Origin of the sequence: Tetragenococcus muriaticus DSM 15685, from assembly GCF_000423785.1 — a bacterium.
GTDB classification, from domain to species: Bacteria; Bacillota; Bacilli; order Lactobacillales; family Enterococcaceae; genus Tetragenococcus; species Tetragenococcus muriaticus.
On the sequence record NZ_AUIQ01000003.1, the window covers coordinates 38119 to 62067 of the forward strand.

A 23949-nucleotide genomic window follows, 5' to 3' on the forward strand; every position below is an offset into this window, starting at 1 on the left:
AGATTGGATGAAACACAAGAATTAGAAAATCGTTTTGATCAATTAAAGAAAGATTTGAAAGAAAACAACTTGCAAGATTTTCGTGAAAATTTTTTAGAGATGCATGTTTATGAGCAAAGTCAGTTCTATGAAGAACTAGACGAAGATGAACGCTATCTTGTATATACCTATCTGTCACCTAAAGAGTTAGCGAATATGTTTGATGTTCTTGAAGAAGATAATGAAAATATTCAGGACTATCTGAGCGAAATGCGCCCCAATTATGCTAGCGAGATGCTAGCACAGATGTATACAGACAACGCTGTAGATTTATTGAATACACTAGACAAAAAACAAATGGGGAAATATCTGAGTTTAATGAGCCAGGAAGATGCAGCAGAGATCAAAGAATTGTTGCATTATGAAGATGAGACAGCTGGAGCGATTATGACCACTGAATTTGTTTCAATTGTGGCTAATCAAACAGTACGTTCTGCTATGTATGTTTTAAAAAGAGTCGCAAAAACAGCAGAAACGATCTACTATACTTATGTTGTGGATCAAGAAAATCGTTTAGTAGGTGTAATCTCACTTAGAGACCTTATTATAAGGGATGATGACGAGATTATTGTCGATATTTTAAATGAACGAGTGATTTCTGTACACGTAGGTGATGATCAAGAAGATGTTGCTCAAACGTTTCGTGACTATGATTTCTTAGCTTTACCAGTTACAGATTATGAAGATCATCTGTTAGGGATTGTTACAGTGGATGACATTATTGATGTTATTGATGAAGAAGCTACAAGTGATTACTCCGGACTGGCCGGAGTTAATGTAGAAGAAGTCCATGAAAATCCTGCTAAAGCTGCTTTCAAACGTTTACCTTGGTTGATTACTTTGCTTTTTTTAGGCATGGCAACAGCAAGTTTGATTAATCGATATGAAGCACTTGTAAGTCAAGCAAGTATTTTAGCGGCTTTCATTACGCTAATTACTGGAACAGCAGGTAATGCAGGAACTCAGTCGTTAGCGGTGGCTGTTCGTCGTTTAGCTTTTAATGATGATAAAGCGAAAAATTATTTAAAAACGATATTTAGTGAGGTTTTAACTGGTTTAGTTACTGGTATTGTTACGGGGGCGACTATATTTGTCATTGTTTGGGTTTGGAAAGCTAACCCTATATTGGGATTTATCATTGGAATGGCAATGATGTGTGCTATTACAGTTGCAAATTTAGCTGGTAGCTTGATTCCTATGCTCATGGAGAAATTAGGATTTGATCCAGCAGTTGCTAGTGGCCCTTTTATTACTACTTTAAGCGACTTGACCAGTGTTTTGATTTATTTTAATATTGCCAGTTTATTTATGGGCTATTTCATTGGTTAATATAAGAAAACAGTGTCTATCACTATCTATTAAAAAGCTAAAATATTCCTTATTTTTTTAAGTGAACATTTTAGCTTTTTATTTTTAGTTAAGGAGAAAAACTTTCATTGAGTAAAAATTAATCGTTGTTTTCTTCTGGTAAAGAGATGATTTTTGTTCCATGTACTTCGTTAACATTTATTTGTTTTGCGAGTTCTTCAGCATTGTCTACTGTAACACCGCCACCAGGTAAGATAGTAAGGCGTTGGTTAGCGTAGTTCACCAATTTTCTAAGCTGTTCAAGATTTTCATTAATTGCGGTATTCCTTGGTCCTCCATGAGTTAAAATACGATGAATCCCATGTTCACTCAACCAATCGATCGCTTCAAATTGTTGTGTTGTTGGGATTTGGTCAAATGCCATATGAAAAGTTATTTGTAGTCCTTCAGCTGCCTCAATTAAACGGTCTAAAGCTTCTTCGTCTAGCCAGTTATTAGGAGTTAAACAGCCAAAGACAACGCCATCGATCCCCAATTTTTTAGCTTCAATCACATCTGATTCCATGATGCGTAATTCAATATCGTTATAGATAAAGTTGCCGCTGCGTGGACGAATCATTGTCATAATGGGAATTTCTTTTTCACTAGCATAAGCAAGGCTTTCTTCAATGACACCAATGCTTGGTGTAGTACCACCCACATTAAGGTTATCGCAAAGTTCAATGCGATTTGCGCCATTGTTAATAGCTGCTGGTATATAAGTATAATTTTCCGCACAGTATTCTTTTATTAACATATAAATTCTCCTTTATTTTAGGTTCCATCTAGCATTTTAGCATGAAATTGTGCTAAAGTATTGAAGAATGAGGAGAAGTTTATGAAGAAAAAAATACAGCAAAGTCAAGAATTTATTCATACTTATAGTCACTTATTTCAATGTCCTATTTGCCATACAAAGATGCAAGTAAGTCAAAGAAGTTTATATTGTAAGAATCAACATCAATTTGATTTGTCAAAAAAGGGTACCCTTTATTTTTTAAACCATCAAGTCAAAACAGAATACCAAAAAGAAATGTTTGAACATCGTAGAAATATGATTAAAAGTGGCATGTATGAGCCGCTTTTGGAATTTTTGTTCTCTTATTGTGAAAAAGAACAACTTTTGGATGTGGGTTGCGGTGAAGGAAGTTTTCTACAAGAAATTGCTGAGAAAAGTGAAATTCGGCCTAGCGTTGGGTTTGATATTTCTAAGGAAGGGATTTATCTAGCTACTGAAGATCAGCATAACATTTTTTGGTGCATCGCTGATTTAACTAATTTGCCTTTTCGTGAGCAATCTTTTTCCACGATTTTAAATATATTTTCTCCTTCAAATTATGCTGAATTTTCGCGTGTTTTGAAAAAGGGTGGACAAGTGATTAAAGTTGTACCGCAAAGTGGCTATCTACAGGAATTAAGACAATCTTTTTACCCAGAGGATGTCAGTAAACAAAAGTATTCCAATGATCGAGTAGTAGAAAAATTTCAACAAGCTTTTTCTTCTGTTCGATATGAAAGGATTACCTACACTTATGAAGTACCAAAAGAGAAACATAAATCATTATTAGAAATGTCTCCTTTAGAATGGGGTGTTTCCGCTTTTCAAAAAGAGAGGGTAAAACAAAGTCCTATAGGAAAAGTAACGATTGATTTGGACGTGCTCATTGGGAAAAAGGAGTGAAAAATATGAACTTTTTGCTCAAATTTCTTGCATTCATGTGAACACTTTGTTATATTAGATTCAAGTTGCTTTTCATTGGTTTTTATCAGCGTCCTGTTCTGATAAAAGTTAGTGAAAAGAACTTCACTAACGTAATGGCTCGCAGTGCTAGACACCGAGTTATTACGTTTTTTTATTTTGTTTTACTAGAAACTTTTAACTGCTAAAATAGAATAAATGCGTTATTATAATAGTATTATCATTTTGATGTAAAAATAAGAAAAGAGGAATAGTGTTGAACCATGTTGCTTTATTTGAACCATTGATCCCGACAAATACAGGAAATATTTCTAGAACTTGTGCTGCTACCAATACGTCTTTACATTTGATTGAACCTTTGGGTTTTTCAACAGATGATAAACATTTAAAACGGGCTGGCTTAGATTACTGGGATAATGTGGATATTACTTATCATAAAAGTTTAGAGGAATTTTTAGCTTTAGTAGGTGATCAGCCCTTACATTTAATCTCTAAGTTTTCGCACAAAATTTATAGTGAGGAAAATTATGATGATGGACGCGATCACTATTTTCTTTTTGGCAAAGAGACCACTGGATTACCAGAAGAATTTATGCGTGAGAATGAGGAAAAATGTCTGCGTTTGCCTATGAATGATACTCACGTACGCTCACTAAATTTAGCAAATACTGTCGTTACAGTTGTTTATGAAGCTTTACGACAACAAGGGTATCCTAATTTGGAGTTGACCCATCACTATGATAACGACAAGTTAGATTAGACGAACAAAAAGGGGGAAACTGTAAAGTGAAGCTATATTTTACTAGACATGGTAAAACAGAGTGGAATAAGCAACATCGTTTTCAAGGAATGCATGGAGATTCGCCCTTATTATCTTCAAGTTTTGCTCAAATTCAAGCACTTAGCTGTTACTTACAAGACGTCCCGTTTGCGGCTGTCTATGCTAGCCCTTCTAAGCGAGCAAAGCAAACAGCTCAGGGCATTGTTAGTCAGTGGGAACAATCTGTACCTATCTTCTATGATGCTAATTTAAAAGAAATGGGTTATGGCATGTTAGAAAGAAAAAGCATCGATAAAATGCAAGAACAGTATCAAGAAACGTTAACAAATATGCGACATCGTCTAGATCTTTATGATCCGTCTCCTTTTAATGGAGAGACGGTAAGTGCAATGCTTGAACGTATGACTAAGACAATTATTCATGCTTCACATTATCATGACAGCCCTGTACTTTTTGTAGGTCATGGCGCTTCAATGACGGCTGCAATTCAATTTTTAGCAGGAAAGAGCTATGCTGAGTTACGCGAAATGGGCGGGTTAAAAAATAATAGTCTGTCGATTTTAGAAACAAAAGATCAAAAGGAACCTTATGAATTAACATTATGGAACGATGTTAGTTTTCTTCCTTCTTTACAAGAACTCAAATGAGAATTTAACGATATAAAATCAATAGGGTAGTTTATGAATATCTTAAGCTATGTCCTGAAATTAAATTCAGGACATAAAACAAGGCAACCTATGCCCTGAAGATCATCTCAGTACATAGCTTTAGTAAAGTTATGTACTGAAAACTAAAATTTAGCTCAAAAAATGGTTAACTTATGTCCTGAAATCCAATTCAGGACACAGGTCTTCTTTATTCAGGCTTGTAGCAGGAATAATAAGCTCACTTTGTAAGCTAATGTGATATTTATGTTTATACGTGAAAGGAGCGTCATATCCGTTGCCAGAAGAATGGTATATTATCGGTAAAATTGCGGCGGTTTTTTTTAGAAATCCTAATAATTTTTATAAAGTACTCTTAGTTAAAATCTCGGAAACCAATATGGATTATAACGACAAAGAAATTGTTGTTACAGGTAGTTTTGGTGATATCCAAGAGGAAGAATTGTACCGTTTTTTTGGAGAACCTGTAGTGCATCCGAAATACGGCGAACAATTTAAAGCTAGGGCTTATCAAAAAGAGCAACCAACTTCAGAAAACGGTCTCATCCATTATCTTTCAAGTGATACCTTTCCTGGTATTGGGCAAAAAACGGCCGAAAAAATTGTTGACCTGTTGGGTGAAGGTGCTATCGATAAAATCTTGGATGAGCCAACAGTACTAGAACAGATTTCTGGATTAAATAAAAAAAAGCGTGAGATGTTAGTAGATACAATACGTTTAAATTACGGCATGGACAAAGCGATTGTGGGTTTAAATCGGTACGGATTTGGAAGTCAATTAGCATTTGCTATTTACCAGACTTATAAAAACGAAACTTTAGAGATCATCGAAGAAAATCCTTATCAATTGGTGGAAGATATTGATGGGATTGGTTTTAAAAAGGCTGACAATATCGCTGAGCAATTGGGAATTGATGCTACTTCAGATAAAAGGATCCGTGCCGCTATCTTGCATCAAATCTTGCAGCAATCAATGGAAACGGGAGATACCTATATTGCAGCTAAAGAGTTATTGGAACAGGTCTTACAAATATTAGAAAATAGCCGTCCTGTAGAAATTGCCCCAGAAAAAGTTGCTAACGGGGTCATCGAATTAGTAGAAGAAGGAAAAATCCAACAAGAAGAAACCAATTTATTTGAAAATAGTCTTTATTTTGCTGAATGGGGAATAGCTTCAAGCATCCAACGATTGCTGCAACAAAAAAAAGAAATCAGTTACTCCCAAAATAAGTTGAATAAAAGTCTACGCAAGTTGGAAAAACGATTGGATATTGTCTACGGCACTTCACAAGAAGAAGCAATAAAAAAAGCGATACAATCTCCATTATTTCTACTAACTGGTGGGCCTGGCACTGGAAAAACCACTGTTATCGATGGTATTGTTCAATTATTTGCCGAATTAAACGATATCTCTTTAGACCCGAGTCAATATTCAGAAGAAACTTTTCCTGTATTATTAGCAGCTCCCACAGGTCGTGCTGCTAAACGTATGAATGAAACAACAGGGCTCCCTAGTAGTACTATTCATCGTTTGCTAGGTTTAAATGGACGAGAAAATAAGGCGAAAAATACAGCTCCCAAAGAGCTTGAGGGGGGGCTTTTAATTGTTGATGAAATGTCTATGGTAGATACTTGGTTAGCTAATACTTTGTTTAAAGCGATCCCTGATAATATGCAAGTCATTTTTGTCGGCGATAAGGACCAGCTTCCTTCCGTAGGCCCTGGACAAATCTTACATGATTTATTGTGTATCTCAGAAATTCCTCACAAAGAATTAACTGAAATCTATCGACAAGAGGATGGCTCCAGTATCATTTCATTGGCTCATGAAATAAAGAATGGCGCGTTACCCGAGGACTTTACGCAAAATCAAATAGATCGGTCGTATTTTGCTTGCCAAGCTCAACAAATTGAGCCTTTAATCTCTAAGGTAGCTATAAAAGCTAAACAAAGAGGCTTTACTCCGCAGGATATCCAAGTTTTAGCCCCTATGTATAAAGGACCCGCTGGTATTCATGCGTTAAATAAAATGATGCAAGAAATTTTCAATTCAAATGCTGATCAGACAAAAAAGGAAGTCTCATTTAATAATGTTGTTTATCGGATTGGTGATAAGGTCCTTCAATTAGTTAACGCGCCTGAAGATAATGTATTTAATGGAGATATGGGAGAAATTACAGGTATTATTTATGCTAAGGACTCAGAGGAAAAAGTGGACGAACTCGTTATTGCCTTTGATGCGAATGAAGTGAGATATAAACGCAATGAATGGAATAAGATCACTTTGTCTTATTGTTGTTCAATTCATAAGGCACAAGGCAATGAATTTAAAATGGTTATTTTGCCAATGGTTCACCAATATTCGCGAATGCTTCAACGCAATTTATTGTATACAGCTGTAACTAGAAGTAAAGAAATGCTGATTTTAATAGGAGAATTATCTGCCTACAGAAAATGTGTGGAGCAGGTGTCTACTTTACGATTGACAGCGCTCAAAGAAAGAATCAGTGGGATTGATTCGATTTCTCAAGCTATGAGACTAAAAATTTCATCTTATGAAGAGGCACAGGAAGAAGCTCCATTTGAAAAGGAACAAACCCCTGTCAAAAGTAATAGGCCAAAACCGAACTTGGATTTGGCTAAAGATGAGACAATGGACTTGTTTGCACAAGAAACGAGCAACTCTTTTGAGGAGATGCAACTAACACAGGAACGAATACAAGACAATGAAATTGATCCAATGATTGGTATGGGAGAGTTAACCCCTTATGATTTTCAAATGTCATAAAAATAATAGACATTTCTTGCTAATAAGCACATAAGAATAAAAAAACAGGGGGGTTAATTTATTTTAAGCACGCTAGTTTCTAATTACTCAGACGCCCTTTTACTAAAAAAAGACAAAAAAATAGAATCCGATGAGAATGAGATTTTTCGAAAAACTTTTTCAAAATTCTTAGATCATCTTTTAACATAAAGTTGAAGGTTCGTATGTCCACTTCAATTTTATGCTCATACACTCATCGGATTCTTATTCAATTAGTAAGGAGTAACTCAAATTCCCACTTCCTTTTTCGTTCATTTAAGATCACAACAATTCTTTTCACGTAGTACCTTTGTCGACTACTTTACTGGGAATTCTTATGTCTCCTTACACTTATTTTATACCATATTTTTCAGCGAAAAGCAAGCGTTTTCAAACGAAAGTTTTGCTTTTTTGGGAAATTAGTTACTTTTATTAAAATTTTTGTTATACTTTTATCGTCAAGAGGAGAATAGTTATGAAATAGTATTATTTATTGGTTTTTCTATTATACCCCAATTCTTCAGTTTGCTTTGCAGTTAGTCACTTGTGGGGAAGTTACCTGTAGCAGTAAAAAAGAAAAACAAAATGTAGTACCAATCAAAGCGCGCTCAAAAAAGTTTCTTTGTACTTGAAGATAAATGAAATCAGTAGGCGTCCTTTTTTATCTATAAGTAACTATCTTATTCTTGTTGTTTTAAACATTTGCAGTTCATCAACCATCCTGCGTAATCAAAACTTGGAGAAAGAAGGATTTATATGACAAATAATAGGGTAAGAGTTGTTACCGTTAATGCAATCATTGTGGCACTATATGTAGCTTTAAGCTTTGTTTCTCCTTTATCTTCTGGAGCGATTCAATTTCGTTTATCAGAAAGTTTAAATCATCTCGTGGTATTTAACAGAAAAATGCTATGGGGGGTTTTTGGCGGAGTTATTGTTTTTAACCTTTTATTTGGTGAAGGTCCCTTAGATGTTATTTTTGGAGGAGCGCAAACGCTGTTGGCTTTATTATTAACTGCTGTATTGGAAAAGAAAATCCCCAACATCAAAGCACGTTTGGTTTTAAACACTTTGTTCTTTACTTTCAGTATGTTTTTAATTGCTTTAATGCTTATATTGACTGCCGAATTGCCTTTTTGGTTCACTTATTTAACAACAGCTTTAAGCGAATTGATTATTATGAGCATTTCAGCGCCAGTCATGTATTTTATCAATGAAAAATTACATTTTGCCAAACAAGTATAAATAAAAGGAAGCTGGGAACAAGTCATCCAGCTTCCTTTTATTTATCATTTATTAAATTTTCGATTTCTACCACTTTAAAGTCTTTGTTTTCTAAGCGACTAATGATGGTGTCTAAGGTTTGTTTTGACGTATTTGATGCCAAGGTGATCAACGTACGACGAATAAATTCATCTTTGTCGATGTCGAGAGTGATACAACTTGCGATGTTGCTATATTTTGAAATAATTTTTGTTATGTTAGCTAGGTCGCCTTGTTTACCAGTAGAAGCAATCGTAAGAACGTAGCTTCCTTTATCAACATTCCAAGATTGAGAAAGCATATTTAATAAGGAACTATGGGTCAGTATTCCGTAAAAATAGTTGTCTTCATCAAGAACAGCGATATAAGGCAATTCTTTGATAGTAAAAAAGACTTGGAAAAAAGAAGAATTTACATGAATAAACTTTGTGGCGTTTTTTAACAAATGAGTTACCGGTAAATTCATGTCACCTTCATTGGCTTGATGACGATAAATGTGCATTTTATAGATGTTTCCTAGAAAAGTCTGATTGCTTTCATCCAGTATAGGGATGCAACGAAAACCTGAGCTTTCTAGAATTTGTAATGCTTCTTTTAAAGTATTGCTTTCTGTTACAGTGGTTAAATCTTGTTTTTTATGTACCATTGTTTTTAATAACATATAAACACTCTCCTTGCTTTTCCTTTATTTTTTACTATGATACCATAAAACTATGAGAAATTTAGTTATTTTTTCTTGCTATTTACTGAATTGACACTTTAAAGAATTCGTGCTAATGTAAGCATGTTTCAGAACGCAGAGACATTCTAGGAGGTAGCAAGTATGAGCGGAAAAAAAACAGTACTTGCTTGTTCAATATGCGGTTCACGTAATTATACAAAAACAACGAGTCGAGGAAAAGACCAGCAACGTTTAACAGCTAATAAGTTTTGCAGATATTGTAATAAGCATACTTTACATAAGGAAACTAAATGATCATCGCTTTAAGGAGGATATAGATGAAGTTTATACGTAGCGTAAAAGATGAAATGAAAAAAGTCACTTGGCCAACAGGAAAACAATTACGTAAGGATACGCTTGTAGTCATTGAGATGGCTTTGATTTTTACCGTTATTTTTTATATTATGGATACAGGTATTCAAACAGTTTTTACTTGGATATTACAGTAAAACTTCAATAGTTTTACATGCCAAGCACTAGCGAAACCTTAAGAAGGATGCTATAATGTACTAGGAGAAAAACTTCGAGGAGGACTTGAGGTTTTTTTATTTTACAAGAGTAAAAGGAGCCGAAAAAATGGAATCTTTTGAAAAAGGATGGTATGTACTTCATACGTATTCTGGTTACGAAAACAGAGTGAAGATTAACCTAGAAACACGCAGACAAAGTATGCAAATGGAGAATTATATTTTTCGCGTAGTTGTCCCTGAGGAAACAGAAAAAGAAGTGAAAAACGGGAAAGAAAAGGAAGTCGTTCATAAAACATTTCCTGGTTATGTGCTAGTAGAAATGGTAATGACTGATGAGTCTTGGTATATTGTAAGAAACACTCCTGGAGTCACGGGATTTGTCGGATCGCATGGAGCAGGAAGTAAACCAGCGCCACTACTTCCAGAAGAAATCAATTCCATTTTGCATTCGTTAGGGATGAGTACAAGAACTGTAGAGTTAAAAGTTGAAAATGGAGAAACAGTAAAGATTGTTGAGGGAGCTTTTTCTGGATTGGAAGGGCAAGTTTCAGAAATTGATGAAGAAAAACAAAAATTAAAAGTAAATATTGATATGTTTGGTCGTGAAACGAGCACGGAACTTGATTTTGACCAGGTCGATAAAATAGATGAAAACATATAAAAAAACAGCACCGTTAATGCGGTGCTGTTTTTTTATTCCCATAGAAATTGGGCAATTTGTTTATTTACCTGGTTATTTTCATGAAGCATACTGTGTTGAGCGTCTTGTCCATTTACAATGGAATAGTCGACCTCAAATTCATTAGCTTTTAACAAAGAATAGACAGCTAGAGCACTTGTAAGAGGGACCGTACCATCGGAGAAGTCTGATTCACTTAATTGACCTGCGATTAATAGCAGAGTGGTATCTTGTGAAACTTGAGGTGTTAATTCTTCGAAGTCTTGGTATCTTTCAGAAAGATTATCTGGTCCATTCTCTAATAAATCATCCAGTGATTGATGGTCGCTTGTATTAATAAAGCCATTAAAAGGAGCCCCTAGACCAATAAATTTTTCAACTTCTGGAAGTGCTTCTTCTTGTCCGTAGGTTCCCATATATCTGTAGGAGCTAACTCCGCCCATCGAATGACCGACTAAGTTTACTTGATCAAGCTGGTAACTATCTTCTAGAAAACTTAACACGTTTTTAATCCACTCCGTTTGATTCCATTCGTTGTTGATATTGTCTTCAAAAATGATTTGAACGATAGGGTTTGTACGCTCACCGGTTAATTCACCTTGGGTATCAAGCGAACCATCTGGATAGACAGTGACTGTCATTTCACGCTCAGCCATATTTTCTTCCTCCATATATTGAATCATTGATCGAAAGGAGTTAACAGTTCCTTGGTAACCATGAACAAATAACGTAGGCTTTGTGGACTTTTCTACGGCTGCGTCAGATCGTTGTGAAGCTTTAACATCTTCATCAGCTTGAGTCGCATTTCGCGACTGATTAGATTGATTGCTATGTTGAGTTTCTGTATTATTTGAACCTTGGCACCCCACTAAAAACAAAATGAATAATAAGCCAAGGGGGAATAAAAATTTTTTCATTTTCGTACTCCTTTAGAGTGATCCTTGTCATATTATAATATTCTACTAGAAAAAAGCAAAATAATAAGAACGATTATTTGAAAAAATTAAGGAAAACTCTTGCAATAGAAGCTAATTTTGCTATAATATTGTGAGTGTGCAATATGTAAATATTGTTGCATAGTTAAGCGTGGGAGGAGAAATTTTGCTCTCCAATTAACCACATCACGGACTTAAGGAGGTATGTCTCGTGGCAAAAAAAGTAGAAAATATTGTCAAATTACAAATTCCTGCAGGTAAAGCAACGCCAGCTCCACCCGTAGGTCCGGCTTTGGGACAAGCAGGTATTAATATTATGGGATTTACCAAGGAATTTAATGCTCGTACAGCTGATCAAGCGGGTATGATTATCCCTGTGGTAATTACTGTATACGAAGATCGTTCATTTACTTTTGTTACTAAAACACCACCAGCTCCTGTATTGTTAAAATCAGCTGCGAATTTGGATAAGGGTTCAGGCGAACCTAATAAAAATAAAGTGGCTAAAGTAACGAGTGATCAAATCAGAGAAATCGCTGAAACAAAAATGGAAGACCTAAACGCAGCTGACGTTGAATCTGCTATGCGCATGGTTGAAGGAACTGCACGAAGCATGGGGATTTCCATCGAAGGATAAATCACTCTCCCTTAAAGTAGCTTCTCAGTCAGCTCTATATTGAAAGGTATAGAACACGTGGGAGGTTTTACCGTTATAACCACAATAAGGAGGAAACATATATAATGGCTAAAAAAAGCAGAAAAATGCAAGAAGCATTAGAAAAAGTGGATACATCAAAAGCTTATTCAGTTGAGGATGCTGTTGCATTAGCAAAAGAAACAAGTATTGCAAATTTTGACGCAACTCTTGAAGTTGCTTATCGTTTAAATGTTGATCCAAAAAAAGCAGACCAACAAATACGAGGAGCTGTTGTTTTGCCTAATGGCACCGGAAAAACGCAAACTGTTTTAGTGTTTGCTAAAGGTGATAAAGCCCAAGAAGCTGAGGCAGCTGGTGCCGATTATGTAGGTGAAGGTGAGTTAGCTGATCGCATTCAACAAGGTTGGTTTGATTTTGATGTAGTCATTGCAACGCCAGATATGATGGCACAAGTTGGTAAATTAGGACGTGTTTTAGGACCTAAAGGTTTAATGCCTAATCCTAAAACTGGCACAGTTACAATGGACGTGGCAAAAGCTGTCGAGGAAGTTAAAGCTGGTCGAGTAACTTACCGTGTTGATCAAAATGGTAATATACATGCACCAATTGGTAAAGTCTCTTTTGACGACAACCAATTAATAGAAAACTTCAAAACGGTTCAAGACGTTATTGAAAAAGCTAAACCATCAGCGGCTAAGGGCACTTACATGAAAAATATTACTATAACTCCAACTTTTGGCCCTGGTATTCATGTAGATCCAGCTTCATTTTAAGAATTGAAAAAAAGATTGACGTAAACACCTTTTCTATGATAAGGTGTTTGACGTTAATGATTAAGTGTACCGAAGACAGTAGGTGACTCAAGTCGTAAATCCTACCGAGGACTTTTATTGATAAGTATCAATAGACCCTCTATGTCTGCGGTGACATAGAGTTTTTTTATTGTAAAAAACTCTCGCAGTAAAATTAGGAGGTGAAAAAAGATGAGTGAAGCAGCTATTGCAAAGAAAGCAGAAATCGTTACAGAAGTAGCGAAACAATTTAATGCAGCTGAATCAGTTGTGTTTGTTGATTACCGTGGATTGACGGTGGACGAAGATACTCGTTTACGTAAACAATTACGTGATGCCAATGTTGAAATGCACGTAATAAAAAATTCTATTCTTGTTCGGGCAGCTAAAGAAGCTGGTTTAGAAGGTTTAGAAGAAGTTTTTGTAGGCCCTACTGCTGTTGCCTTTAGTAATGATGATGTGGTTGCTCCGGCGAAAATTATTAATGATTTTTCAAAAGAAGCGAGCGCACTAGAAATTAAAGGTGGTGTAGTTGAAGATAGAGTTGCTACATTGGATGAAGTTATAGATTTGGCAAAACTACCAAATCGCGATGGACTACTATCTATGTTGCTATCTGTCTTACAAGCTCCTGTACGCAATGTGGCTTACGGACTTAACGCAGTTATTGAAAAAAGTAACGACGAAGATGCTGCTTAATTGCAGTTAAAAAATTATTGAATATAATGGAGGAAAATAAAATGGCATTAAATGTTGAAAACATTGTCGAAGAACTAAAAGGTGCGACAATTTTAGAATTAAATGATTTAGTTAAGGCTATTGAAGATGAGTTTGGTGTATCTGCTTCAGCGCCAGTTGCTGCTGCAGCTCCAAGTGAAGCTGAAGAAGCTGAAGAACAAACTGAATTTACTGTAGAACTTAGCGATGCTGGTGACCAAAAAGTGAAAGTCATTAAAGCTATCCGTGAAGCAACTGGTTTAGGCTTGAAAGAAGCAAAAGCTGTTGCTGACGGTGCTCCTTCTCCGGTTAAAGAAAATGTATCTAAAGAAGAAGCTGACAGTTTGAAATCTGCTTTAGAAGATGCTGGTGCTAGCGTAGAATTGAAGTAATTTGGTTAATGATAAAGAAGCTAGGAAGTCTAAATATTAGATTTCCTAGCTTCTTTTTTGTAGTTATTTAAGAAGGTGAATTCTATAAAAATAAAGAAAAGTTGAGGAATATATTTTTCCATTTTTTCATAAGATGGTGTAAGATAACTATTGAAAGTATAAAATACCTGGAGGAGTTATTGATGAAAATTGCAGTTGTAGCCGCAAGTGGTAGAGCGGGAAAATTAATAACAAATGAAGCTGTTAAGCGTAACCATGAAGTTACTGCTATTGTACGTCATAAAAATCAAACGGAAGCTTCTTATGTTTTACAAAAGGATCTTTATGATTTGACGTATCAAGATTTGAAAGAATTTGATATTGTGGTTGATGCTTTTGGCGTTTGGAACCCTTCAGATATGGATTTACATGATTCTTCATTAATGCACTTAGCAGATTGTTTAAGTGGTACAAGTACAAAACTATTTGTGGTTGGGGGTGCAGGTAGTTTATACATTGATTCCGAACATGTAAAACAGTTAAAGGATACTCCAGAGTTCCCAGAAGAGGCAAAACCTGTTGCTGAGGGAATGGTAAAAGCTTTGGATCATTTGAAAGAGCGTGGAGATGCGCAATGGGTATACGTCAGTCCTGCAGCAAGTTTTATAGCTGATGGAGTAAAAACGGAAGATTATACAATTACAGATAATGAATATGTAGAAAATAAAGCAGGCGAAAGTAAAATTAGTTATCAAGATTACGCACTTGCCTTTGTAGATGCTGTGGAAGCAGACAAATATAACCAAGTACAAATATCAATTTATCAAAACGCATAGTGTGAAATAGTATTAGAGAAGAAGAATAGAGCTGTGACATAAGTAAAAATATCCGAATTATAGAAAGACGGTCTCTGCGATTTAGCAGTCGTCGCAAATTTGTAACGATGGTCAAACCTCAATACATATCGTTCGGATACTTGATTACTCAAAGAACTTATGCCCCAGCTCTATTCTTTGTAGTAAAATGCGATGTGAATTTTTCGTGGTAATTTCACTTTTGTTGACTATACAATTTATTGTCATACATTTTAAAGAATGGATAATAAATGAGAATCGATATGCCAAGATTAATAATAGCGATGAATACTCCACGGAAATCGCCACCTGTTCCTAAAAAAGCTCCTGTTCCTACAGGAGAAATCCAAGGAATTCCAGAAATAATTTTATTGACAAAACCTACTGAAGCAGCAAAATAAGATATTGTGACATTAATAATAGGAGCTAATATAAATGGGATCATTAAATATGGATTATAAACAATAGGCGCCCCAAAGATCACAGGCTCATTAATATTAAAAAGACCTGGTAAAATAGCAGCTCTTCCTAATACTTTTAATTGATCTGATTTTGCATTAAAGACCATTAATAAAACCAGCCCTAATGTACTACCAGCACCCCCAAGGAAAATATACATGTTAACAAAATCGCCAGCAAAGATGTTTTCCGCTCCATTAATATTTTCGGTCAAAGCTACTAATAAAATAGGATTGATAAAACTGTTTTTAATAATCGCAGTTCCATGAACGCCTACTATCCATAGTAAGTGGATAAGTAACATAATAATTACTATTCCTAACCAAGATCCTGTTAACCCTTTTACGAACTCGAAAGGTTCCGTTAAAATGGCATGTAAATCTGTGTGGAAAAACGCTAAAACTCCGTTGATAACAACCATTGTAATTGCGATAAAAATAGCTGGAATTAAAGAAGCAAATGCTTTACTAACCCCATCTGGAACCCCTTTAGGCATATGAATCGTCACATTTTTCACTATACAATATCGGTAGATTTGCACGGCTAAAATCGACGTTATAATACCAATGAAAATGCCCACACCACTAAAACGTGTCACCCAACTATCTAGAGCTACGCCGTTATAGATCATCGAGCCTTCAGCGCTGTCTTGTAGTAGTTGTGCTTGGCCATTTTGTATGTCTACTTGAATGATCGTTAATAAAAAAGCAAATAGTCCTAAAATGGCTCCGACAAAACTGCTCATTTGTTTTTCGGATTCTTTTCGATAGCTTTCGGTCAAATAAAAAGCAGTAGCTAAAGCATAAAAAATGGCAATTGAGTCAATTGACATTGTTGTAACTATACTATAAAGCGGGGATAACTTTAATATAGTTTGCTCAAAAAAAGGTGCCAATGGTGGAATAATATCTGGTAAATTATTAATAATTAAAAAAATCGATCCAACGATCGTAAAAGGAACAGTTACGATCCCAGCTTGCATAATTGCTTGTACTACTCGCAAATTCGCTAGCCGGTTTAAAGGAGGCATAAGTTTATTTTCTAGAAAGTTAAATACGGCATTCATTTTCTTCATCTTCTTTCTAAAGGAATCTTATTAGTTTGAATGAGTTTTTGATACCAGAAGAAACTGTCTTTTTTATATCGTTTCAATTGTTTCAACTCTTTTTCTGTGCGATCCACGTAAATAAAGCCATAGCGCTTGCTAATACCTTCATGCACACTGATTAGATCAATAGCAGACCATGGGCTATACCCAAATAAATCAACTCCAGATTGAATGGCATTTAAGCATTGTTCAAGATGTTGTGATAGATAATCGATACGATAGTCGTCATGAATTTTTCCATTCTCTGTTAGTTGATCTTTTGCGCCTAAGCCATTTTCAGTAATAATGATAGGTAAATGATAGCGATCATATAATGTTTGTAAAGTGGTTTTTAATCCCTCAGGATCAATTGTCCAATTAAATTGGTTCTTTTTAAGGTGAGGGTTGGTGACCCCTTTATAAAATCCCCAGTCCATAATATCTTCACTTTGTTGGTCGTTAATTCCTTCGCTCATCTTATTTTTATCCGTTGGCTTTTCCACAGTCATTGTTGTATAAAAGTTCATAGCGACAAAATCAGGAAAATTTTCTTTCATTAAGGCTTCATCTTCAGCTGCAAAGGTAATAGAGATATCCTTTTGTTTTAGGTAATCTTTAAAAACAGTATTGTAGCGACCAAAACAAGAAAAATCGAGATAAGCCCAGTTTCTTACACTATTAAAATATAGCGCTGCTTGATTATCCAATGGTTTACTTGTGGCTGGATAAACGAGTGAAATATTAGGGACTGGACCAATTTGGCCATTTTCTACTAATTCATGACAAAGCTTAAAAGCGTACTTTTCTGCTATCATCAAGTGGTGAAACTGCTGATATTTTTCTTGAAGTGGAATTTGTTTTCCTAAAATTTTTTGATCAACCAGTAACATTACATTAGGTTCGTTAATTGTTAGCCAATATTTTACTTGGTTACCATAAGCTTTAAATACTGTTTTAGCGTAGTTTTTAAAGGCAGTTATGGTTTCACGATTGGACCAACCTCCAATATCTTCTAAAGCTTGAGGAAGATCAAAGTGATTAAGTGTAATCATTGGTTGAATATTATAACGTAAACATTCATCGATCACTTTCTGGTAGTGATCAATTCCAGATTGGTTGACTGCTCCGCTACCTAAAGGAAAAATCCGTGCCCAAGAAATAGAAAAACGAAAAATTTCTACACCTAATTCTGCCAGCAGTTTGATATCTTTCTTGTAATGGTGATAATGATCGCTTGCGATGGTAAAATCAGCAATTTCATGATTATCGCGAGGTCTAGTATCTTGTACAGTTAGCCCTTTACCATCACTTTTATAAGCACCTTCTGTTTGATGAGCGCTAATAGAAGCTCCCCATAGAAAATTTTTTGGAAATTTATATGACATTATCATTCTCCTTTGTGAAAATTGACATTCATTCTTAAGTATACTAATTTTTAAGAACAAATTCGAGTATGTTTGCTTAAAAACTTACATTCAATTTGTTCGGTAAAGATTTAAAAAAGATCCAAAGGGATTTTCTCAAATTGTAGTATTTTTAAGAGAAATTGCGTATAATAGAAGGCAGTGAATTTTGAAAAGAGGTGGCTCATTTGGTTTATCAAGCACTCTACCGTGTGTGGCGTTCCCAACGATTTGATGACGTTATTGGTCAGCAAGCTATTACGCAAACTTTAAAAAACGCGATCATGCAAAGTCAAATTTCTCATGCTTATTTATTTACGGGCCCACGAGGTACAGGGAAAACCAGTGCCGCAAAAATTCTTGCTAAAGCTGTCAATTGTCCGAACAGCAAAGATGGGGAACCTTGCAATGAGTGTGAAATATGTCGCTCAATTACAGAAGGAACTCAAGAAGATGTCATTGAAATAGATGCTGCTAGCAACAATGGTGTCGAAGAGATCCGCCTAATTCGTGAACGAGCAAACTACGCTCCCACACAAGCTCAATATAAGGTATATATTATCGATGAGGTCCATATGTTATCGACTGGTGCTTTTAACGCCTTATTAAAGACCTTGGAAGAACCTAAAAAAAATGTGATTTTTATCCTAGCTACTACAGAACCTCATAAAATACCAGCGACGATTATTTCTAGAACGCAACGTTTTGATTTTAAACGGATTGCTACTAGTGATATTGTGGAGCATTTAGCTTATGTTTTAGAAAAAAGTAACATTGAGTATTCTAAAGAGGCTTTAAATGTGATTGCACAAGCTGCTGAAGGCGGAATGCGCGATGGATTAAGTATTTTAGATCAAGCTATTTCTTTTAGTAACGGGACAATTACTTTGGAAAATGCCTTAGAAGTGACTGGCAGTCTGACTTATGACATGATGGATCGTTTTATTGTTGCTTGTAAACAAGAAGAACCTGCTACATGCTTGCAACTATTAGATGAAATGCTGACTTCAGGTAAAGAACCTAGACGGTTGTTAGAGAACTTGTTGGTCTATTGCCGCGATTTATTAATCTATCAAAAAGCGCCACAGTTACTAGCTGAAAAAGCCCAGCATTTGACAGAAACATTTAAACAGTCAGCTAAAGAAATTTCTGCTGAGCAGATATATGCTTTTATAGATGTATTAAATGAAGCACAAAATGAAATTCGTTTTTCTACAAATCCTAGAATTTATCTAGAAGTTGCTGTGGTGAAACTAGCGGGCAAAGGTTTATCTGAAGAAACAGTAACCGCTAATCAGACTGTAGCTGATAGCCAAGAAGTAACTCAGTTAAAAGAACAAATAACTGAGTTACAAAAAGAAGTAACTCAGTTGAAAGAACAAATTGGACAACCTCAAACACAGACACAGCCGGCACAAAATAAAGAAAAAAAAGCAACAAATACGCATTATCGTTTACCGAAAAAACGTGTATTTCAAGTTTTGAAAGAAGCAACTAAAAAAGAGCTGACAAGTGTGAAAGAAATTTGGGGAGATCTTTTAGCGAGCTTAAGTGTCACGCAAAAAGCGATGTTAAGTGCCAGTCATCCCAAAGCGGCTAGTCCGAATGGTTTAGTCATTGCTTTTGATTATGAAATTATTTGCAAAAAAGCAGCCAATGATCAGGAATTTATTGCCGCTGTACAAAATAATATTAGCCGGATGATTTCTGGCTATAAACCAGATTTGGTCTATATTACAGAGGAAAGTTGGCCGATTTTAAGACAAGAGTTTCTTTCTGGCCAAGAAGAAACTGTGAACGAAAGTGAACTTACGGAAAATGAGACGGAAGGAACTGAAGAGACTGAAGCGAAAGAAGAAGGTTTAGTTGTTTCCAAAGCACAAGATTTATTTGGTGAGTTAATAACAGTTAAAGAAGATTAAAAAGAAATGAGGGTCTACTATGAAAGGCATGGGAAACATGCAAGGTATGATGAAACAAGTACAAAAAATGCAAAAAGACATGGAAAAAGAACAAGAAGAACTAAATAAAAAGGAATTTATTGGGAAAGCAGCTAATGATTATGTACAAGTAACTGGAACCGGGGATCGAACTATTACAGATGTGCAGATTAAAGAAGAAGTCATTGATCCAGAAGATCCTGAAATGCTACAAGATCTTGTAGTTACAGCTGTTAATGACTGTTTAGGAAATATTGAAAAAGAAACACAAGAAACAATGGGGAAATATACCAAAAATATCCCAGGGATGTAATGAATACACTTTTCTGGGTAATGAATAAAGGGGTCTTGATTCGTGCAGTATCCAGAACCGATTGCTCGTTTGATTGCAAGTTATATGAATTTACCTGGTATTGGTCAAAAAACGGCCACACGATTAGCTTTTTACACAATTGATATGAAAGATGAAACGGTAAATGATTTTGCTAAATCGTTATTAAGTGTCAAACGAGATTTGACATATTGTAGTGTCTGTGGAAATATCACTGAAGATGATCCTTGTGAGATATGTGCCGATACTTCGCGAGATCGTTCAGTTATCTTAGTAGTAGAAGAACCTAAAGATGTAATGGCATTAGAAAAAATGAAAGAATATCAGGGATTGTATCACGTGTTACATGGTGTTCTTTCCCCTATGGAGGGAACAGGTCCTGAAGATATCAATATCCCGAGCTTAATTAAACGTTTAGAAAATGAAGAAGCTGGGGAAGTTATTATTGCGACAAATGCTTCCACAGAAGGTGAAGCTACGGCAATGTATATTTCTCGTTTGATCAAACCAGCAGGTATTAAAGTTACACGGTTGGCTCATGGCTTGTCTGTTGGAAGTGATATCGAATATGCTGATGAAATTACCTTATCAAAAGCAGTAGAAGGCAGAACGGAAATATGATAAAAATTGAGAGTAAAAGGAGAAAAGTAAGGTGGCTGGACTATTCATAACGATTGAGGGACCAGATGGAGCTGGTAAGACAAGTGTGGTCAATGAATTGTACCCACGCTTACAACGGGCTTCAGATGAAGAAGTTATTAAGACAAGAGAACCTGGTGGAGGGAAAATAGCAGAAAAAATCCGTGCACTTATCTTAGATCCACTTTATGAAGAAATGGATGCTCGTACCGAAGCACTGCTTTATGCAGCAGCGCGCAGACAACATCTAACCGATGTCATTGTACCTGCCTTATATGAAGAAAAAATTGTTTTATGTGATCGTTTCGTGGATAGCTCGGTGGCTTACCAAGGAGCTGGACGACGTATTGGAGAAAAAGAGGTTGCACAAGTCAATCAATTTGCTACCGAAGGGTTAACCCCAGATTTTACTCTTTATTTAGATGTCGATTCAGATACAGGCTTAAATAGAATTCAACGTTCTCGAGGGTACCAAGTTGACCGATTAGAGCTAGAAGGGTTAGAATTTCATCAAAGGGTGCGACACGCTTATTTAAAAATTGCTGAGCAAGAATCTGCTCGGGTACATAAAATCGATGCAAGAACAGATTTGCAAGATGTGGTTGAGCAATGTTTTGCAGCACTTGTAGCAGCTTATCCAAATTATTTTAAGGAGATGGTAGAATGAAATTAGTGTTAGCTATTGTTCAAGATAAAGACAGTAACCGTTTAGCCAATGAGTTTATTGAAGCCAATATTCGTGCAACGAAATTGTCATCTACGGGTGGATTTTTGAAGGCAGGAAATAGCACCTTTATTATCGGTGTAGAAGATGAAAGAGTAGAAAAAACATTGGACTTGATTAAGAAAAATTGTCAATCAAGAAAACAATATGTGTCTACTTCGCCGATGACGTTAAATGTCTCTTTGGAAGGACAGGTTCCTTATCCAGTAGAGGTTGAAGTAGGCGGGGCTACAGTATTTGTTTTGCCGATCGAAAAATTTCAACAGTACTAAATAGGATAAGAAAGTAAGGAGCGACTTCGATGGGAGCAGAAAATTTTTTAGCCCAAAGTCAGCCTCTTGTTTATGAGCAGATGAAAAGAAATGTAGAGCATGAGCATTTGGCTCATGCTTATATTTTTGAAGGCGATAATGGAGGCGGTAAACATGAGATGGCTTTGTGGTTAGCCAAACGTTTATTATGTTTAAACGTCATAGAAAATAACCCATGTGAACAATGTTTGAACTGTACTCGGATTAACGAAGGAGAACATCCCAATGTTCAATTGATTGCACCAGAAGGCCAATGGATAAAAGTTCATCAAATTCGCCAACTCCAAGCAGAGCTTTCTAAGAGTAGTTTTGAAAAAGGAATGCAAATTTTCATTGTGGAACAAGCTGATAAAATGAATCCAAGCGCAGCTAATAGCCTATTAAAACTATTAGAAGAGCCTGTTGGAAATTCTGTAGCTATTTTGGAAACCAATGTTTTAGGCAAAGTATTGCCCACTATCCAATCACGTTGTCAGATTATTCATTTTCCGCCTTTAGCAAAAGAACAATTAATAAAACGTTTAGAAGAAAAACAACTACCGGCCAATGAAGCCAAATTGATTGCTAACCTAACGGGCAGCTATGATAAAGCAGTTGAAATCTCTGAAGATGAATGGTTTAATGAAACTAGAGAAATTGTAACTACATGGTTTGATTATTTGCAAAAAGAAGATCCGCAAGCATTTATTTTTGTACAAAAAAAGATTGTTGCTCAAGCAAAAGAAAAAGAACAACAACAAATGATTCTTTCTATACTTCTAGTTTATTTTCAAAGTGAACGAGACCGTGATTTAGCAAGTAAGGAAAAGACGCAACGAATAAACGATATACTTGAATTAATTTTACAAGCGCAGCAGAAGTTAACTGCGAATGTAGCTTTTCAAGGAGTGGCAGAACAATTAGTATTGCGAATCATTTGGAATATGGTTACGAAGGATTAAAAGAGACGCTAAAGTAGGTGATACATATGGCGATGGATAAACGTTCTTTATATGATGGATTGAATGCATTTGAAGCAGATTTACAAAAGCTATCGGAAAATTTGGTGGAAATGAAGGGTTCTTTACAAGAACTGGTTGAAAAAAATACGACCCTAGAATTAGAAAATCAACGTTTAAGAGAACGGATTCATGAATTAAGCCGCCAAAGTTCTACTCATTCAGAAAAAGACAAGCAGGAACTTTCCCAATCACGAATGAACCTTGAAAAAATTTATGAAGAAGGCTTTCATGTTTGTTATGATTTGTATGGCTCTAGGCGTGAGCATGATGAACCTTGTGCTTTTTGTTTAGAAGTTATTTATCGAGATAGTGGGAAATAAGTGGCAATTGACTGGACCGTACTTAGCGCCCAGTCTTTTTTATTTAATGGAGGGAATCATTGAAAAAACAAAAGAGTTATAAAGACGAAACGGGGAAATTATACTTAATTCCGACGCCTATTGGAAATTTAGAAGATATGAGTGTGCGTGGGGTAAAAATATTGGATGCTGCGGACCTGATCGCTAGTGAGGATACTAGAAATACGCAAAAGTTATTAAATCATTTTGATATTGCAGCTGAACAAAAAAGTTTACATGAACATAATTATAAACAACGCATTCCGGAATTTTTAAAGTTATTAAAACAAGGAAAAACGATCGCTCAAGTAAGCGATGCAGGGATGCCTTCGATTAGTGACCCTGGACAAGAGTTGGTAACTGCTTGTATCCAAGAAGAAATTGCTGTTATCTCTTTGCCAGGCCCAACAGCTGGGCTGACGGCTTTAATTGCTTCTGGTTTAACCGCTCAACCATATTATTTTTATGGTTTTTTACCACGTAAGAAAAACGAACAGCAGAATGAGTTGAAAAATTTAGTGACAATGAAAGCAACCTTACTATTTTACGAATCCCCTAATCGTTTAAAAAATACGATAACAAATATGACTGAAGTGTTCCATGAACAAAGACAAGCGGTTATTTGTCGGGAGTTAACAAAAATTCATGAAGAATATCTAAGAGGAACTTTATCAGAGTTAAAAGAATATTTAAATGAAACCCCGATAAAGGGAGAATGCTGCTTGCTTGTTGAAGGTCAAATAGAACAAGAAAAAGAAAATAGTCAAACTTTGCAAGAGCCTTTAAAGGTTCAAGTAGAACGGTTAATTACCGAAGGTTTCAAACCCAATACTGCCATTAAAGAAATAGCTAAGCAAAATGGTTTAAAAAAGCAAGTGGTTTATAATGATTACCATGATTTGAAGCAGTCATAATAATTT

27 protein-coding genes and 1 other annotated feature are annotated in these 23949 nt (G+C 35.6%); of the genes, 22 read left to right on the top strand and 5 right to left on the bottom strand.

The window, feature by feature from the left end:
• Window positions 1-3 precede the first annotated feature (3 nt).
• Complete coding sequence (gene mgtE / locus G577_RS0101485; RefSeq protein WP_028789628.1) at window positions 4-1368, top strand: magnesium transporter; 1365 nt, start codon at window positions 4-6, stop codon at window positions 1366-1368.
• Between the two features lie 118 nt (window positions 1369-1486).
• Here the strand turns inward: mgtE and G577_RS0101490 are convergent, their stop codons facing one another.
• A complete protein-coding gene (locus tag G577_RS0101490; RefSeq protein ID WP_028789629.1) occupies window positions 1487-2143 on the bottom strand; it encodes a copper homeostasis protein CutC in 657 nt (218 codons plus the stop codon).
• 81 nt (window positions 2144-2224) lie between these two features.
• Between G577_RS0101490 and G577_RS0101495 the strand changes: the two genes are divergently transcribed.
• The 5 genes from G577_RS0101495 to G577_RS0101515 all read left to right on the top strand — a co-directional run bounded on the left by G577_RS0101495 (window position 2225) and on the right by G577_RS0101515 (window position 8582).
• Window positions 2225-3067 (top strand): methyltransferase domain-containing protein, encoded by an 843-nt coding sequence (locus G577_RS0101495; RefSeq protein WP_028789630.1) that lies wholly within the window; start codon window positions 2225-2227, stop codon window positions 3065-3067.
• 271 nt (window positions 3068-3338) lie between these two features.
• On the top strand, window positions 3339-3845 hold the full coding sequence (gene trmL, locus G577_RS0101500) for a tRNA (uridine(34)/cytosine(34)/5-carboxymethylaminomethyluridine(34)-2'-O)-methyltransferase TrmL (RefSeq protein WP_028789631.1): 507 nt from the start codon (window positions 3339-3341) through the stop codon (window positions 3843-3845).
• A 26-nt stretch (window positions 3846-3871) separates the two neighbouring features.
• The gene (locus G577_RS0101505) at window positions 3872-4513 is read left to right on the top strand and encodes a histidine phosphatase family protein (RefSeq protein ID WP_028789632.1); all 642 of its coding nucleotides are present in this window, start codon (window positions 3872-3874) and stop codon (window positions 4511-4513) included.
• 274 nt (window positions 4514-4787) lie between these two features.
• Window positions 4788-7319 carry an SF1B family DNA helicase RecD2 gene (gene recD2, locus G577_RS0101510; protein ID WP_081675710.1) on the top strand — a complete coding sequence of 844 codons (2532 nt, stop codon included), beginning with the start codon at window positions 4788-4790 and terminating at the stop codon, window positions 7317-7319.
• A gap of 774 nt (window positions 7320-8093) precedes the next feature.
• The gene (locus tag G577_RS0101515; RefSeq protein ID WP_028789634.1) at window positions 8094-8582 is read left to right on the top strand and encodes a QueT transporter family protein; all 489 of its coding nucleotides are present in this window, start codon (window positions 8094-8096) and stop codon (window positions 8580-8582) included.
• Window positions 8583-8619: 37 nt separating this feature from the next.
• Here G577_RS0101515 and cbpA read toward each other — a convergent pair whose 3' ends face one another.
• Window positions 8620-9261: a cyclic di-AMP binding protein CbpA gene (gene cbpA / locus G577_RS0101520; protein WP_028789635.1), complete on the bottom strand. Its 642-nt coding sequence runs from the start codon at window positions 9259-9261 to the stop codon at window positions 8620-8622.
• A 162-nt stretch (window positions 9262-9423) separates the two neighbouring features.
• Between cbpA and rpmG the strand changes: the two genes are divergently transcribed.
• The 3 genes from rpmG to nusG all read left to right on the top strand — a co-directional run bounded on the left by rpmG (window position 9424) and on the right by nusG (window position 10452).
• Entirely contained in the window at window positions 9424-9576 is a 153-nt protein-coding gene (gene rpmG, locus G577_RS0101525; protein WP_028789636.1) for a 50S ribosomal protein L33, read from the top strand.
• Window positions 9577-9599: 23 nt separating this feature from the next.
• On the top strand, window positions 9600-9770 hold the full coding sequence (gene secE, locus G577_RS0101530) for a preprotein translocase subunit SecE (protein WP_028789637.1): 171 nt from the start codon (window positions 9600-9602) through the stop codon (window positions 9768-9770).
• Window positions 9771-9897: 127 nt separating this feature from the next.
• Window positions 9898-10452: a transcription termination/antitermination protein NusG gene (gene nusG / locus G577_RS0101535; protein ID WP_028789638.1), complete on the top strand. Its 555-nt coding sequence runs from the start codon at window positions 9898-9900 to the stop codon at window positions 10450-10452.
• A gap of 32 nt (window positions 10453-10484) precedes the next feature.
• Here the strand turns inward: nusG and G577_RS0101540 are convergent, their stop codons facing one another.
• Window positions 10485-11387: an alpha/beta hydrolase gene (locus G577_RS0101540; RefSeq protein ID WP_028789639.1), complete on the bottom strand. Its 903-nt coding sequence runs from the start codon at window positions 11385-11387 to the stop codon at window positions 10485-10487.
• Between the two features lie 229 nt (window positions 11388-11616).
• Between G577_RS0101540 and rplK the strand changes: the two genes are divergently transcribed.
• The 5 genes from rplK (at window position 11617) to G577_RS0101565 (ending at window position 14778) form a co-directional block, all read left to right on the top strand.
• The gene (rplK, locus tag G577_RS0101545) at window positions 11617-12042 is read left to right on the top strand and encodes a 50S ribosomal protein L11 (RefSeq protein WP_028789640.1); all 426 of its coding nucleotides are present in this window, start codon (window positions 11617-11619) and stop codon (window positions 12040-12042) included.
• A 104-nt stretch (window positions 12043-12146) separates the two neighbouring features.
• Complete coding sequence (gene rplA / locus G577_RS0101550) at window positions 12147-12836, top strand: 50S ribosomal protein L1 (protein WP_028789641.1); 690 nt, start codon at window positions 12147-12149, stop codon at window positions 12834-12836.
• A gap of 51 nt (window positions 12837-12887) precedes the next feature.
• Window positions 12888-13013, top strand: a sequence feature (ribosomal protein L10 leader region).
• A 33-nt stretch (window positions 13014-13046) separates the two neighbouring features.
• Window positions 13047-13553, top strand: coding sequence for a 50S ribosomal protein L10 (gene rplJ, locus G577_RS0101555; protein WP_028789642.1), 507 nt, complete (start codon window positions 13047-13049; stop codon window positions 13551-13553).
• Between the two features lie 41 nt (window positions 13554-13594).
• On the top strand, window positions 13595-13963 hold the full coding sequence (gene rplL / locus G577_RS0101560) for a 50S ribosomal protein L7/L12 (RefSeq protein ID WP_028789643.1): 369 nt from the start codon (window positions 13595-13597) through the stop codon (window positions 13961-13963).
• Window positions 13964-14145: 182 nt separating this feature from the next.
• Window positions 14146-14778, top strand: coding sequence for an NAD(P)-dependent oxidoreductase (locus tag G577_RS0101565; RefSeq protein ID WP_028789644.1), 633 nt, complete (start codon window positions 14146-14148; stop codon window positions 14776-14778).
• 214 nt (window positions 14779-14992) lie between these two features.
• On the opposite strand, the gene G577_RS0101570 is transcribed toward G577_RS0101565, so the two are convergent.
• Both G577_RS0101570 and G577_RS0101575 read right to left on the bottom strand, forming a co-directional pair.
• The gene (locus G577_RS0101570; RefSeq protein WP_028789645.1) at window positions 14993-16321 is read right to left on the bottom strand and encodes a PTS transporter subunit EIIC; all 1329 of its coding nucleotides are present in this window, start codon (window positions 16319-16321) and stop codon (window positions 14993-14995) included.
• A gap of 5 nt (window positions 16322-16326) precedes the next feature.
• Complete coding sequence (locus tag G577_RS0101575; protein ID WP_028789646.1) at window positions 16327-17727, bottom strand: glycoside hydrolase family 1 protein; 1401 nt, start codon at window positions 17725-17727, stop codon at window positions 16327-16329.
• Window positions 17728-17933: 206 nt separating this feature from the next.
• Here G577_RS0101575 and dnaX point away from each other — a divergent pair, with 206 nt between their 5' ends.
• The 8 genes from dnaX to rsmI are packed head-to-tail and all read left to right on the top strand — an operon-like array spanning window position 17934 to window position 23943.
• Window positions 17934-19667, top strand: a complete 1734-nt coding sequence (gene dnaX, locus G577_RS0101580) for a DNA polymerase III subunit gamma/tau (RefSeq protein ID WP_028789647.1) — start codon at window positions 17934-17936, stop codon at window positions 19665-19667.
• Window positions 19668-19686: 19 nt separating this feature from the next.
• On the top strand, window positions 19687-19998 hold the full coding sequence (locus G577_RS0101585; protein ID WP_028789648.1) for a YbaB/EbfC family nucleoid-associated protein: 312 nt from the start codon (window positions 19687-19689) through the stop codon (window positions 19996-19998).
• A 42-nt stretch (window positions 19999-20040) separates the two neighbouring features.
• Window positions 20041-20637 carry a recombination mediator RecR gene (gene recR, locus G577_RS0101590; RefSeq protein ID WP_028789649.1) on the top strand — a complete coding sequence of 199 codons (597 nt, stop codon included), beginning with the start codon at window positions 20041-20043 and terminating at the stop codon, window positions 20635-20637.
• A gap of 31 nt (window positions 20638-20668) precedes the next feature.
• Window positions 20669-21322 (top strand): dTMP kinase, encoded by a 654-nt coding sequence (tmk, locus tag G577_RS0101595; protein ID WP_028789650.1) that lies wholly within the window; start codon window positions 20669-20671, stop codon window positions 21320-21322.
• Window positions 21319-21651, top strand: a complete 333-nt coding sequence (locus tag G577_RS0101600) for a cyclic-di-AMP receptor (RefSeq protein WP_028789651.1) — start codon at window positions 21319-21321, stop codon at window positions 21649-21651. The genes tmk and G577_RS0101600 overlap by 4 nt, the downstream gene beginning before the upstream one ends.
• A 29-nt stretch (window positions 21652-21680) precedes the next feature.
• Window positions 21681-22631 (top strand): DNA polymerase III subunit delta', encoded by a 951-nt coding sequence (gene holB, locus G577_RS0101605; protein ID WP_028789652.1) that lies wholly within the window; start codon window positions 21681-21683, stop codon window positions 22629-22631.
• A gap of 32 nt (window positions 22632-22663) precedes the next feature.
• Complete coding sequence (locus tag G577_RS0101610; RefSeq protein ID WP_028789653.1) at window positions 22664-23011, top strand: DNA replication initiation control protein YabA; 348 nt, start codon at window positions 22664-22666, stop codon at window positions 23009-23011.
• Window positions 23012-23070: 59 nt separating this feature from the next.
• Entirely contained in the window at window positions 23071-23943 is an 873-nt protein-coding gene (rsmI, locus tag G577_RS0101615) for a 16S rRNA (cytidine(1402)-2'-O)-methyltransferase (RefSeq protein WP_028789654.1), read from the top strand.
• Window positions 23944-23949 lie beyond the last annotated feature (6 nt).